The organism is Rhizobium redzepovicii (assembly GCF_019793435.1).
Lineage (GTDB): Bacteria > Pseudomonadota > Alphaproteobacteria > Rhizobiales > Rhizobiaceae > Rhizobium > Rhizobium redzepovicii.
Window position 1 is genome coordinate 37,198 of the sequence record NZ_JAILYH010000006.1, and the last position, 13,631, is coordinate 50,828.

At 62.5% G+C, this 13,631-nt stretch carries 13 protein-coding genes; 2 read left to right on the plus strand and 11 right to left on the minus strand.

Annotation, left to right across the window (positions count from 1 at the left end):
- Nucleotides 1-7 precede the first annotated feature (7 nt).
- The 6 genes from cimA to cysS form a co-directional block, all read right to left on the minus strand.
- Entirely contained in the window at nucleotides 8-1,621 is a 1,614-nt protein-coding gene (gene cimA / locus K6N12_RS10880) for a citramalate synthase (RefSeq protein WP_097626901.1), read from the minus strand.
- Between the two features lie 176 nt (nucleotides 1,622-1,797).
- On the minus strand, nucleotides 1,798-2,760 hold the full coding sequence (gene pip / locus K6N12_RS10885) for a prolyl aminopeptidase (RefSeq protein WP_097626903.1): 963 nt from the start codon (nucleotides 2,758-2,760) through the stop codon (nucleotides 1,798-1,800).
- A complete protein-coding gene (locus K6N12_RS10890) occupies nucleotides 2,757-3,233 on the minus strand; it encodes a GFA family protein (protein WP_097626905.1) in 477 nt (158 codons plus the stop codon). Before K6N12_RS10890 ends, pip begins: the two co-directional genes overlap by 4 nt.
- Complete coding sequence (locus tag K6N12_RS10895; protein ID WP_097626907.1) at nucleotides 3,230-3,718, minus strand: GFA family protein; 489 nt, start codon at nucleotides 3,716-3,718, stop codon at nucleotides 3,230-3,232. Before K6N12_RS10895 ends, K6N12_RS10890 begins: the two co-directional genes overlap by 4 nt.
- Complete coding sequence (locus K6N12_RS10900; RefSeq protein ID WP_097626909.1) at nucleotides 3,715-4,191, minus strand: GFA family protein; 477 nt, start codon at nucleotides 4,189-4,191, stop codon at nucleotides 3,715-3,717. Before K6N12_RS10900 ends, K6N12_RS10895 begins: the two co-directional genes overlap by 4 nt.
- A 208-nt stretch (nucleotides 4,192-4,399) precedes the next feature.
- The gene (cysS, locus tag K6N12_RS10905; protein ID WP_097626913.1) at nucleotides 4,400-5,791 is read right to left on the minus strand and encodes a cysteine--tRNA ligase; all 1,392 of its coding nucleotides are present in this window, start codon (nucleotides 5,789-5,791) and stop codon (nucleotides 4,400-4,402) included.
- Nucleotides 5,792-6,094: 303 nt separating this feature from the next.
- On the opposite strand from cysS, the gene K6N12_RS10910 reads away from it, so the two are divergent.
- Nucleotides 6,095-6,823 (plus strand): glycoside hydrolase family 25 protein, encoded by a 729-nt coding sequence (locus tag K6N12_RS10910; protein ID WP_097626915.1) that lies wholly within the window; start codon nucleotides 6,095-6,097, stop codon nucleotides 6,821-6,823.
- 7 nt (nucleotides 6,824-6,830) lie between these two features.
- On the opposite strand, the gene K6N12_RS10915 is transcribed toward K6N12_RS10910, so the two are convergent.
- From K6N12_RS10915 to radA, 4 genes are all read right to left on the minus strand, one after another.
- On the minus strand, nucleotides 6,831-7,571 hold the full coding sequence (locus K6N12_RS10915) for an SDR family NAD(P)-dependent oxidoreductase (protein WP_097626917.1): 741 nt from the start codon (nucleotides 7,569-7,571) through the stop codon (nucleotides 6,831-6,833).
- A 77-nt stretch (nucleotides 7,572-7,648) separates the two neighbouring features.
- Nucleotides 7,649-9,139: an amidophosphoribosyltransferase gene (gene purF / locus K6N12_RS10920; RefSeq protein WP_097626919.1), complete on the minus strand. Its 1,491-nt coding sequence runs from the start codon at nucleotides 9,137-9,139 to the stop codon at nucleotides 7,649-7,651.
- A gap of 150 nt (nucleotides 9,140-9,289) precedes the next feature.
- Nucleotides 9,290-9,910 (minus strand): CvpA family protein, encoded by a 621-nt coding sequence (locus K6N12_RS10925; protein ID WP_097626921.1) that lies wholly within the window; start codon nucleotides 9,908-9,910, stop codon nucleotides 9,290-9,292.
- Nucleotides 9,911-10,000: 90 nt separating this feature from the next.
- Nucleotides 10,001-11,401, minus strand: a complete 1,401-nt coding sequence (radA, locus tag K6N12_RS10930; protein ID WP_097626923.1) for a DNA repair protein RadA — start codon at nucleotides 11,399-11,401, stop codon at nucleotides 10,001-10,003.
- A gap of 164 nt (nucleotides 11,402-11,565) precedes the next feature.
- Here radA and K6N12_RS10935 point away from each other — a divergent pair, with 164 nt between their 5' ends.
- Entirely contained in the window at nucleotides 11,566-12,201 is a 636-nt protein-coding gene (locus K6N12_RS10935) for a LysE family translocator (protein ID WP_097626925.1), read from the plus strand.
- An 8-nt stretch (nucleotides 12,202-12,209) separates the two neighbouring features.
- Here K6N12_RS10935 and alr read toward each other — a convergent pair whose 3' ends face one another.
- Nucleotides 12,210-13,376: an alanine racemase gene (gene alr, locus K6N12_RS10940; protein WP_097626927.1), complete on the minus strand. Its 1,167-nt coding sequence runs from the start codon at nucleotides 13,374-13,376 to the stop codon at nucleotides 12,210-12,212.
- Nucleotides 13,377-13,631: the final 255 nt, after the last annotated feature.

Genomic DNA, 13,631 nt, shown 5'->3' on the forward strand with positions numbered 1-13,631 from the left:
AAACAGATTATTCCGCTGCGATCTTGCCGGCAAGCTGCCGGTTCTTCATCAGCTTGTAGATGACGGAATCCATCAGCGCCTGGAACGAAGCGTCGATGATGTTCTCGGAAACGCCGACCGTCCACCAGCGCACGCCATCGCTGTCGGTGGATTCGATCAGCACGCGGGTGATTGCCGCCGTGCCGCCATTGAGGATACGCACCTTGAAATCGGCGAGCACGAGATCGTCGATCTCGTGCTGGTACTTGCCGAAATCCTTGCGCAGCGCCAGGTCGAGCGCGTTGACCGGGCCTTCGGCATCGGCAACCGACATCAGCGTCTGGCCGTCGATCGTGATCTTGACCACCGCTTCCGAGACGATCTTCACGCGGCCGAGACTGTCGAAGCGGCGCTCGATCATCACCCGGAAGCCTTCGATGGTGAAGAATTCCGGTATCGTGCCGAGCGTGCGATGCGCCAACAGTTCGAAGCTCGCATCGGCACCCTCATAGGCATAGCCGATCGATTCACGGTCCTTGACGATCGAGATCAGCAGATCGAGCTTCGGATCGTCCTTGGCGACCACGATACCGCGCCGCTTCAGCGCATTGATGAAGTTCGCTTTGCCGCCCTGGTCCGACACCATGACCTTGCGGAAATTGCCGACGCTCTCCGGCGGCACATGTTCGTAGGTCCTCGGGTCCTTGATCAGCGCCGACGCATGGATGCCGGCCTTGGTGGCGAAGGCGGAGGCGCCGACATAGGGCATCTGATGATCGGGCGAGCGGTTGAGCAACTCGTCGAAAGCGTGCGAGAGCCGGGTGAGATTGAGCAGCCGCTCCTCATCGATCGCCGTTTCGAAACGTGTATTATAAGCGCTCTTCAGCGCCAAGGTCGGGATAAGCGTCACCAGATTAGCGTTGCCGCAGCGCTCGCCGATGCCGTTCAGCGTGCCCTGGATCTGCCGGACGCCGGCTTCGACGGCAGCCAGCGAATTGGCGACCGCCTGGCCGGTATCGTTATGGGCATGGATGCCGAGACAGCGGCCGGGAACGCCTGAAGTGATTACCGCCTCGACAATGGTGCGTACCTCTGGCGGCTGCGTGCCGCCATTGGTGTCGCAAAGCACGACCCAGCGGGCGCCACTCTCATAGGCGGTCTTGGCACAGGCGAGCGCATAGGCCGGATTGGCCTTGAAACCGTCGAAGAAATGCTCGCAATCGACGATCGCTTCCTTGCCGGCGCCGACCGCCGCCTTGACGCTTTCGGCGATGCTTTCGAGGTTTTCCTCATTGGTGCAGCCGAGCGCCACCGCGACATGATAATCCCAGCTCTTGGCGACGAAACAGATGGCGTCGGATTTCGCCTGCAGCAGCCCGGCAATGCCGGGATCGTTGGAAACCGAAACGCCCGCCCGCTTCGTCATGCCGAAGGCGACGAAGCTGGCCTGGCTGGTGCGCTTCTCGCTGAAAAAGGCGGTATCGGTCGGATTGGCGCCGGGATAGCCGCCCTCGACGTAATCGATGCCGAATTCGTCCAGCATCGCGGCGATCGCAATCTTGTCCTCGACCGAGAAATCGATCCCGGGCGTCTGCTGCCCGTCCCGCAGCGTCGTGTCGAAGAGATAGATGCGTTCTTTCATGTCGTTTCCTCCCGGCAAGCGGGTGTTGTTGGAATGCGGATGCTGCCCCTCATCCGGCTGCCGCCACCTTCTCCCCGTTCTGACGGGGAGAAGGGAGATGCCGCGCCGTATCGCAGAGCTCGTTCCCTCTCCCCGCGCGCGGGGAGAGGGCTAGGGTGAGAGGCTACCTCAAACAATCAGTTTGTCTTCCCGGCAAACTTGTCTGTCGCCCTGATCAGTTGGTCGAGAATTCCCGGCTCCGAATACGCATGCCCCGCACCCTCGATCAGGTGGAATTCCGCCTTCGGCCAGGCCTTGTGCAGCAGCCAGGCATATTTTGCCGGGCAGGGCATGTCGTAGCGGCCGTGCACGATGACGCCGGGAATATCCTTCAGCCGGCCGGCGTCTCGGATCAGCTGTCCTTCGTCCATCCAGCCGGCATTGACGAAGAAATGGTTCTCGATGCGGGCGAATGCATAGGCGAATTCCGGTTCCTCGAACTTGCCGCTCGTCGAAGGCTCGGGCAGCAGCGTGATCGTTTCGCCTTCCCAGATGCTCCAGGCCTGCGCGGCTGCGAGGCGCACGCTTCTGTCCTCATGCGTCAGGCGGCGATGATAGGCATGCATCATCTCATGCCGCTCATCGGGCGGAATGGGCGCGATGAAGCGCGCCCACTTGTCCGGGAACATTTCCGAGACGCCGAACTGATAGTACCAGTCGAGCTCGGCCTTGGTCAGCGTATAGATGCCGCGCACGATGATCTCGGAGACGCGCTCCGGATGCGCCTCGGCATAGGCGAGCGCCAGCGTCGAACCCCAGGAGCCGCCGAACACCTGCCAGCTGTCGACGCCGGCCATTTCCCGCAGCCGCTCGATATCGGCGACGAGGTGCCAGGTCGTGTTGGCATTGAGCTCGGCATGCGGCGTCGACCTGCCGCAACCGCGCTGGTCGAACAGCACGACGTCGTAGAGGGCGGGATCGAAAAGCCGGCGATGGGTGGGCGAGAAGCCGCCGCCGGGGCCGCCATGCAGGAAGACGGCGGGCTTGGCGCCAGGCGTTCCCGAGCGCTCCCAATAGATCACATGGCCGTCACCGACATCGAGATGGCCTGAGGCATAGGCTTCGATTTCAGGATAGAGCGTGCGCAGTCTCTCGGTCATATTTTCACGCCTTTCGCGGGCCAGACTTCGGTATCGTGATCGGGATGCTGGAAGGAGATGATCGCCTCCTGCCGTGCGTAGAAATCCTGATCCTTCAGCACCGGCGCCTCGAAGATCTCCTCGACCCAGGGCAGGCGGGCGTCGTAATTGACCTGGATTTGCGGCGCCAGGTCGCTGCGATCGTCGAAGGTGCCGATCGCAAGCTCCAGCCCGCCCGGATGACGATAGGTCATCGGCGTGCCGCAATTGCTGCAGAAGCCGCGCTCGATATTGACCGAGGATTGAAAGTAGCTCGGCGCGCCGCGCGTCCATTCCATCGCTTCCTCAGGCGCGGTGACCAGCGCGGAGAAGAAGCCGCCGAACTGCTTCTGGCACATGCGGCAATGGCAGATCGAGGGGCGCCCCAACTTGCCCGAGATGCGGAAGCGCACGGCGCCGCACTGGCAGCCGCCTGTTTTTATCGTGTCCGTCATGAGATTTCTCCGAGGGGCCAGCTTTTCGTGTCGTGGTCGGGGTGCTGATGGTTGCTTGCCGCAATCGCATCCTCGCGGTCGGGCGTTTCGGGCTCTGGTTCGAGCGGCAGGCCGTCGAGTGCGTGAAACCAGGACATCTTGCGGCCGGTGTTCGATTGCATCACCGGCTTGACCACGTCGGGATCGTCCAACGAGCCGAGGGTGATGTTGATGAAATCCGTCCCCGGAATATCGTAGAACAGCGGCGTGCCGCAATCGCCGCAGAAACCGCGCCGCACGAGGTCAGAGGAGTGGAACCATTTCGCCGCGCCGCGCGTCAGGGTGAAATTGCTGTGCTTCACGCCGCCAAGCGGCATGAAATAATTGCCGGCCGCTTTCTGGCACATGCGGCAATGGCAAAGATGGGGAGAACCGACTTCGCCTTCGGCGCGGTAACGCACCGCTCCGCACTGGCACCCGCCGTTTTTGTCCGCGTCCGCTGTCATCTGGGCTCCTTGGGTGGCCATGTCTGGGTCTCATGATCGGGATGCTGGTAGGAGACGAGTTCGAGCACGAAGGGGGCGGCTTGTGCATCCTCTTCCGTCCGGTGCCCCGGCAACTCGTGCAGATGATCGACGAAGCCGATCTTGCCCTCGATGCCGTATTGCACGACCGGCGGAAGCGCCGAAGGATCGTCGAAGGCGCCTGCGGCAATTGCAACCCCGTCAGGCGCCTCGTAGGAGAGCGGCGTGCCGCAATCGCCGCAGAAGCCGCGCTCGACGAAATTGGAAGAGCGGAACTTTTTCCGCTCGCCGCGTGTCCACGCGAAATCGGCGCCGCGCACCGAGACCAGCGGCGCATAATAGGCGCCGAACGCCTTCTGGCACATGCGGCAATGACAGATCGACGAATCTTTGAGTTCGCCGCTGACGCGAAAGCGCACCGCGCCACACTGGCAGCCGCCGGTATAGGTGGTCATGGACAATCCCTCCGCAACAATGTGGATGAGAAAAAGAGAACCCCTCCCAACCCTCCCCACAAGGGGGAGGGCTCTCCCGTGATGCCGCCTTCATTCCCGCCTCGAAGGCTTGCGTTTGCGGTGAGGTCGCTTCGGAGCAGTACAGCGCCGTAGCCCCTCCCCCTTGTGGGGAGGGGTTGGGGAGGGGCCTTATCCGAAGACACGGGTCTCACCGCTTGACCTCCCACGTCGTCATCCGCTCGCCGGTCGCCGCATCCTTGCCGTCTTTCAGCTGGATGCCCTTTGCCGTCAGTTCGTCGCGGATCTTGTCGGCTTCGGCGAAGTTTTTCGCCTTCAGCATTTCAAGCCGCATGGCGACCAACGCATCGACCGCCGCTGCGACGGCCTGGTCGATTTCGGCTTTCTTCGGCAGCAGGCCGAGGAACGCAGCCGTCGCGGCAAAACGGGCGGCCGCGGCGGGATCGTTATGGGCGGCCTGCGCCAGCGCATGTAAGGCCTGCACCGCCGCGACCGTGTTGAGGTCGTCGGCGAGCGCGGTCAGCACGGTTTCATCCGGCGCGGCATCGCCGGCTTCCGTCGCCGGCCATTTGGCGAGCAGGCGTTCAGCCTCTTCCAGCCGCTTGATCGAGAAATCGATCGGCTCGCGGTAATGGGTCATCAGCATCGCAAGGCGCAGCACCTCGCCCGGCCATTTGCGGCCGCCGAAAATCTGCGTATGCAGCAGATCGTGAATGGTGACGAAATTGCCTTCGGATTTCGACATTTTGCGGCCTTCGACCTGCACGAAGCCGTTGTGCATCCAGACATTCGCCATCACCTTGGTGCCATGGGCGCAACGTGACTGGGCGATCTCGTTTTCATGGTGCGGGAAGATCAGGTCCAGCCCGCCGCCGTGAATGTCGAAGATATCGCCGAGATAACGCCGGCTCATCGCCGAGCATTCGATATGCCAGCCCGGTCGGCCACGGCCCCATGGGCTCTCCCAGCCGGGTTCGTTGTGGCTCGACAGCTTCCAGAGCACGAAATCGCCCGGGTTCTTTTTATGCGCATCGACGGCGACGCGGGCGCCTGCCTGCTGTTCGTCGAGCGGGCGCTTCGAAAGCTGGCCGTAATCCGCCATGGACTTAGTGTCGAACAGCACTTCGCCCGCTGCCACATAGGCATGGCCGTTGCCGATCAGCTTCTCGATGATCTCGGTCATCTCAACGATATTGTCGGTGGCGCGCGGCTCGACGCTCGGCTCCAGGCAGCCGAGTTCGGCGACATCGGCGTGAAACTGCGTCTCGGTCCTTTCGGTGACCGCCCGGATCGCTTGGTTGAGCGGCAGGCCCGGATGATCCCTCAGCGCCCGCGCATTGATCTTGTCGTCGACATCCGTGATGTTGCGGGCATAGGTGACGTGATCCTCGCCATAGACATGGCGCAGCAGCCGGAACAGCACGTCGAAGACGATGACCGGGCGGGCGTTGCCGATATGAGCGAAATCATAGACGGTCGGGCCGCAGACATACATGCGGACATTGTCCGGATCGATCGGCGCAAAGACCGATTCTTCCCGTGTCAGCGTGTTGTACAGCTTCAGTTCCGGCATGCCGCCCATTCCACTCTCCCATAAGCACAACTAGAAAAATATCGCGACCGGCGGGCCGGGGCGTTTCGCATCTGACTATTTGGGAGACGAAAACGGCCGGGCCAGCGCGTGCGCTAGCGAATAATCTTCCGGCAGATAATGCAGATAACCGTTTTCATGGCGGGATTTATGGCGCGGGAATGACCTTTGGTCAAGAGGGGCAAGCGATGATCCGCGGCACGGCTCACCTGCCATTTTCGTGGCGCAAATCGCTTATAGGCAGTTGGGAGTTGCTCAATAGGAGAGGACTGCGTGAGAGGCTGGGGCCGGGGGATGATCGGAGCGATTGCAATTCTGGCAGTCGCATCGACCGCATATTTCGCATACGATTTCGGTATGCTTCGTTTCAATAATCCGTCTTTGTCAACCTATCCGATCCAGGGCATCGATGTCAGCCATCACCAGGGCGATATCGATTGGAAGACGGTGGCCGCGCAGCCGAACGTGCGCTTTGCGATTATGAAGGCGACCGAAGGCGGCGACCACAAGGATTCGAGGTTCGCCGACAATTGGCAGCGCGCCGGCGATGCCGGAATGGTCAGGGGCGCTTATCATTTCTTCACCTTCTGCCGCCCGGGCAAGGATCAGGCGCAGAATGTCCTGGCGACCGTGCCGCGGCAGCCGGGGACCCTGCCCATCACCGTCGATCTGGAGTTCGTCGGCAATTGCAACAAGGTCCCGACGGTCGAGGAAATGGCGACTGAGGTGAACGCCTTCTTCGCCGAGCTGAAGGGTGCCTTTCCAGAAAAGCCGATTTTCTATGTCACCCAGGAGTTCTACGATCAGTATCTAAAGGGCAATGAATCCCGCTTCCCCGATCATTACCTCTGGCTGCGGAGCGTGTTTCAGGAACCGGCGCAGCAAGGCTGCGGTCGTTGGTCGATCTGGCAATTTTCCGACAATGGCAGTGTCAACGGCATTCAGGGGGCGGTGGACCTCAATGCGCTCTGCCCGTCGGAGACAGGCTTCGCGCATCTGTTCCCGGCAGTTGCAGCCAAGTGAGCCTGGCTTATTCCGGCAGCCGGTAATCGGCGAGCTTATTGTCCCGCACAATGAACAGTTTGCCCGTCTCGGTCACGCCGGGGCCGAGCAGAGGCAGGATCGCCTTGGCGACCTCGGAAGGATGCGGCAGCGTCTGCGGATCTTCGCCGGGCACCGCCTGGGCGCGCATCGCCGTGCGGGTCGCGCCGGGATCGACGCTGGTGATGCGCAACGGCGTCGATTGGCTTTCGCCGGCCCAGGTCCGGGCCAGTGCCTCGACGGCGGCCTTGGAGGCGGAATAGGCGCTCCAGAAAGGCCGGCATTTATGGGCGGCACCCGATGACAGGATGACGGCGCGGCCGCCATCCGAGCGGGCGAGCAGCGGGTCGACCGATCGGATCAGCCGCCATGTCGCAGTGACGTTGATGGTCATCACCTTCTCGAACACCTTCGCCTCGATATGGCCGATCGGCGAGATGACGCCGAGTACGCCGGCATTGGCGACGAGGATATCGAGTTTGCCCCAGCGTTCGAAGATCGAGCCGCCGAGCGCGTCGATTGCGTTCATGTCCGCCAGGTCGAAGGGCACCAGTGTCGCCGTGCCGCCGATGGCCTTGATCGCGTCATCGAGATCCTCGAGCCCGCCGACCGTGCGGGCGCAGGCGATGACATGGGCGCCGGCTTTCGCAAGCTCAAGCGCCGTGAAATAGCCAATGCCGCGCGATGCACCGGTGACGAGTGCGATCTTGCCCTCAAGATTGATATTCATCTGCTCCGGTTCCGGATTTGCTTGCGAAGGCGAGGGGCGCAACAGCCCCTCGGAAGGGAGGTTAATGCAGCGGCGGCTCAGCCGTTGCTGGCAAGCATCGAAAGCTTGTTGCCCATCGACTCGCCGTTCTTGTCGAGCAGGCGGGTCGGATAGTCACCGGTGAAGTAATGGTCGGTGAACTGCGGGCGGGCCGGATTGCGGTCCTCGCCGCCGACGGCGCGGTAGAGCCCGTTGATCGACAGGAAGGCAAGCGAATCGGCGCCGATATATTTGGCCATGGCTTCGACATCGGCATATTGGTTGGCCAAGAGCTTTTCGGCATCGGGCGTGTCGATGCCGTAGAAGTCGGGGAAGAAGATCATCGGACTGGCGACGCGGAGATGGACTTCGCGCGCACCAGCCTCGCGGATCATCTGGACGATCTTCAGAGACGTCGTACCGCGCACGATGGAATCATCGACCAGCACCACGCGCTTGCCTTCGATCATCGCCCGGTTGGCGGAATGTTTCAGCTTCACGCCGAAGGCGCGGATCTGCTGGGTCGGCTCGATGAAGGTGCGGCCGACATAATGGTTGCGGATGATGCCGTATTCGAAGGGAATTCCGCTTTCCTGTGCGTAGCCGAGCGCCGCCGGCGTGCCGCCATCCGGCACCGGGACGACCACGTCGGCCTCGACAGGCGATTCCTTGGCGAGGTTCATGCCCATGTTCTTGCGCGTCGTATAGACGTTGCGGCCGCCGACGACCGAGTCCGGCCGGGCGAAATAGACATATTCGAACAGGCAGAGGCGCTCCGGCTGCGGCTTGCCGGGCTTGCGGGCATCGATGCTGATCGAGCCGTCGGGCTGAATTTCGCAGATGACGACCTCGCCGTTTTCGACATCGCGGATGAATTTGGCGCCGATGATGTCGAGCGCGCAGGTTTCCGAGCAGAAGATCGGCTTGCCGTCGAGTTCGCCCATCACAAGTGGGCGGATGCCTGTAGGGTCACGCGCTGCAATCAGCTTGGTGCGCGTCATCGCGAGCATCGAATAGCCGCCTTCCATCTGGCGGATGGCATCGATGAAGCGGTCGGATGTGGAGGCATGGCGGGAGCGGGCGATGAGGTGGAGGACCACTTCGGTATCGGACGTCGACTGACAGATGGCGCCGGTCGCGATGATCTGGCGACGCAGCGTCAGGCCGTTGGTGAAATTACCGTTATGGGCAACGGCAATGCCGCCTTCCTCAAGTTCGGCAAAGAGCGGCTGCACGTTGCGCATCGCCACTTCGCCGGTTGTCGAGTAGCGGGTATGACCGATCGATATGCTGCCGGGCAGGCGGGCGAGCGTCATCGGATTGGTATAGTGGTCGCCGACGAGCCCCATATGGCGCTCCTGGTAGAAGCGCTTGCCGTCGAAGGAGACGATGCCGGCCGCTTCCTGCCCGCGATGCTGCAGAGCATGCAGGCCGAGAGCCGTCAGTGCCGCGGCATCGGGGTGTCCCAAAATTCCGAAAACCCCGCATTCTTCATGCAGCGTATCTCCGTCGAGCGGATCGTCGGTGGGCAAGGAATGGGACTGGTTCATTTCTGCGGGCCTCTGCTCTCACAAGAATGGATCGGCATTTCCAGAAATAGCTGAAGCCCGACAGAGCTGGAATGCCCGGCCGGACCTCTCATTTCAACTCCCGCTCAAATGGCAATTGCCGGAAGGCGGGTCAAGCTCTTGAACACTGTGTCAATTCGCCGGCTGCTGTGCAGGCGCTGTCGGTGCGTCTTCCGCCGGCGCCTGGTCGCCCGTCGGCGGATTGGTGCCTTCAGCGCCGCCCTGTGCCGGCGGCTGAAGCTTATCACGGATGCTCGCCGGTATCATCTGGGCAAATTGCTCCGGCAGAACGGATTTCAGCTTCACGACCATCGAATCCAGGAAGGGCTTCGACTTCGCTTCGTTGACCCAGGCCGGGCGGTGGTCGGCATCGACCAGCCAGTTCCAGAAAGCGACGGCGACGACCAGCAGCAGCACGCCGCGCGCAGCCCCGAACAGGAAGCCGAGCGTGCGGTCGAGCGCGCCGACGCGGCTGTCGATGATGAAATCGGCGATCTTCATGGTGATGAAGGAAATGACGATGAGCGCGATCAGGAAGACGACCGCTGCCGAACCGACGATCGCGATGCGGTCGTCATCGGTGTATTTCTTCGCGTAGGGCAGCAGGTAGGGATAGAGGTAATAGGCGGCTGCTGCCGAGCCGCCCCAGCTTGCGATCGAGAGGATCTCGCGCGAAAAGCCGCGGACCATCGCCAGCACGGCGGAGAAGAGCACGACGCCGATGACAATACCGTCGAAAATCGTAATGGGCATGTAAATTCAACTCCAGGACTGCCGCTGGGCGGCCGTGTCGTGCCTTATCGTGTGCCTCCTATATCATCACCAATCTTGGCAATGAAAGGATCAAACCTCGTCTTCCACACGCAGCGCCCCCTTCGACCCGGCGATGCGCGCAACCAGATCCGGCAGGCTTTCGACCTCACTCCAGCGTCCGCCGGAACCCTTCGGCAGTTCGGCGGAGGCGGACGGAAGCAATGCTGCGGAAAAGCCCAGCTTCTCGGCTTCCTTGAGGCGCTGGGCGGTGTGCGCAACCGGCCGGATGGCGCCCGACAGGCTGACTTCGCCGAAATAGACGCAATCGGCGGGAAGGGCAATACCGGCAAGCGAGGAAACGAGCGCCGAGGCGACGGCGAGATCGGCCGCCGGTTCGGTGATGCGGTAGCCGCCGGCGATATTGAGATAGACGTCGTGCTGGCCGAGCCTGACGCCGCAATGGGCTTCCAGCACCGCCAGGATCATCGACAGCCGGGCCGAATCCCAGCCGACCACGGCGCGCCTGGGCGTGCCGAGCGAGGTTGGCGCCACCAGCGCCTGGACTTCGACCAGCACCGGGCGCGTGCCCTCCATGCCGGCAAAGACGGCAGCACCGGGCGATTTTTCGTTGCGCTCGCCGAGGAAGAGTTCCGAGGGGTTGGCGACCTCGCGTAAGCCCTTGTCCGACATTTCGAAGACGCCGATCTCGTCGGTCGGTCCGAAGCGGTTCTTGACCGTGCGAAGGATGCGGTAATGATGGCCGCGATCGCCCTCGAAATAGAGCACGGCATCGACCATGTGCTCGACGACGCGCGGTCCGGCGATCTGCCCGTCCTTGGTCACGTGCCCGACGAGCACCATGGCGGCCCCGGTCTGCTTGGCGAAACGGATCATCGCCTGCACGCCGGTGCGCACCTGCGTCACCGTTCCCGGGGCGGATTCGGCAAGTTCGCTCCACAGCGTCTGGATGGAATCGATGATGACGAGGTCCGGCCGCTTGCCCTCGGCAAGCGTCGCCAGAATATCCTCGACATTGGTTTCCGCCGCCAGCATCACATCGGTATCGGCCGCTGCAAGCCGCTGCGCCCGCAGCCGGACCTGGGCGACGGCCTCTTCGCCGGAGACGTAGATGATCTTGTGGCCGCGCCGCGCAAGGGCGGCGGCGGCCTGCATCAGCAGCGTTGATTTGCCGATACCGGGATCGCCGCCGATCAGCACCGCCGACCCGCGCACGAAGCCGCCGCCGAGCGCCCGGTCGAGCTCCGACATGGCGGTATGGATGCGCGGCGCCTCCTCGATCTCGCCCGACAGCGCCGTCAGCGTCACCGGCCGCCCCTTCTTCGGCGTCTTGCCGGGGCCTGAGCCGATCCCGCCCATCGGGTCTTCTTCGACGATGGTGTTCCACTCGCCGCAGTTCTCGCATTTGCCCGCCCAGCGGTTATGAACCGTGCCGCAGCTCTGGCAGATGAATTGTGTCCTGGCCTTCGCCATCGAATACTCTTTCAGTCCGGGGTCTCGAGCGAAGCAGATGCATGCTTCATCGAATCACTGTCGTGCCTGAGATAATGGCTATCGCGACGGATCAAAACTAATGATTTTCCCATCAGCACCTCCCGTGCCTATCCTTTGCTTCTGCTCATCCCGAACGGTGGAAGATGTTCGATTATTCGCTCGCGCACTGGTTTGCATTTCTCTCGGCCGCGGTTCTGCTCAATCTGTCGCCCGGGCCCGACATCGCCTTCATCCTCGGTCACACGATGAGAGGTGGAAAACGCGCCGGTTTTTCCGCACTGTTCGGCGTCTGGTCCGGCGCCTGCCTGCATGTTCTGATGGCAGCGCTCGGCCTTTCCGCCGTGCTCGCCGCTTCTTCGGTCGCCTTCTCCGCGGTCAAATGGATCGGCGCCGCCTATCTCGTCTGGCTGGGAATCCAGGCTTTGCGCGCCGGCGGCGGCAATGGCTTGATAAAGGATGCCGGTGAAAAGTTGCCGGCGGCGAAGATCTACCGGCAGGGAATTCTGGTGTCGCTGCTCAATCCGAAGGTGGCGATTTTCTTCCTGGCCTTCCTGCCGCAATTCGTCGTCGAAGGGGCAGGGCCGGCATGGACCCAGCTCATGCTGCATGGCGGGCTCATCATCGTCGTCGCCGCCTTCATCGAACCGCCGCTCGTCCTTCTCGGAGGGCGGCTTGCCGATGCGCTCAGGCATAATCAAAGAATCGGGCTATGGCTCGATCGCGGCCTCGGCGCGCTTTTCCTGGCGCTCGGTGTCCGGCTGGCGCTCAGCAGCCGCTGACGGGGAAGCTATTCCTCGTCGACGACATAGCGCCGTTCGTGGCGCAGCCCCATGCTGGTCAGGATCTCGTAGCCGATCGTGCCCGCCGCCCGCGCCACCTCGTCCAGGGGCATATTCTTTCCGAACAGCTCGACATAATCGCCGGCGCGCACGGCGTTATCGGGCAGGTCGGTGATATCGAAGATCGTCAGGTCCATGGTGATCCGGCCGGCGACCGGCACCTTGTGTCCGGCGATGAAGCCTAGCCCGCCCTGCGGCACGGCCTGGCGCAGCGGCACGCCGCCGCTCGACAGCCCGCGCATGTAGCCGTCGGCATACCCGGCCGAGGCGATCGCCAGTCGGCTTTTGCGGCGAAGCTGCAGCGCCCGCCCATAGCTGACGGTCTCGCCGGCTTCGACGCTGCGCACCTGGATGATGCGCGCTTCCGCGGTTGCCACAGGCCGCATCGGATTGGCCCGGCCGCAGACCGCCTCGCCGCCATAAAGCGCGATGCCGGGACGGGTCAGGTCGAAGTGATAATCCTCGCCAAGGCAAATGCCGGCCGAGGCGGCAAGGCTTGAATCGATACCTTCATAGGCGGCGCTAACCCTGCGGAATGATTCGAGCTGCTGCCGGTTCATCGCATGGCTGGGCTCGTCGCCGCAGGCGAGGTGGCTCATGACCAGCACCGGCGCAAAGCTCGCCGGCCGCGAAACGTCGTCGGCGAGCGCGATCGCATCGTCCATGTGCAGTCCGAGCCGGTTGAAGCCGGTATCGACATGCAGTGCGCAGGGATAATCGCCGTAGTCGGCAAGCACTGCCATCCAGAAGGCGAGCTGCTCGTCGGAGGAAATCACCGGCACCAGATCGTTTTCGAAAAAGCGCCGCTCGGTGCCCGGCCATATGCCCGCGAGCACGAAGATGCGCGCCTCTGGCGCATAGAGGCGAAGTGTGACGCCCTCGTCGACTGTGGCAACGAAGAAATCCCGGGCGCCGGCCATATAGAGCGCTTCACCGGCATCCTCGATGCCCGTGCCGTAGGCATCCGCCTTGACAACGGCTGCGGCGCGCGCCGCGCCGGAGCGGCGCGCCATGTCGCGCCAGTTCTCCGTCAGCGCGGTCAGATCGACGGTCAGCCGCAGGCCCGCGGAAGCGAAAAGATCGTCATCTTCGAAGGGGATGGGAAAATCTGTCATGTATCGCCGTGAACTAATGGAAGGAAATCGCCTGAGCCAGTCTAAAGCATGTCGCGCAAAAGTGTGCAGCGGTTTTGCGATAACGACATGCGTAAAGACAAAGAGCTCAAGCGCAGGGAGCGAATCTGAAAGATCGCGACGCGCTTTAGAGAGCATTATGGCCAAGGCAGGTCACATACCACCCTTTGCCTGTCATCTGATCACTTTTGTTCAAGACGCGTGCAGGCTTCCGCGATAATCTCAGTGGATGCAGAA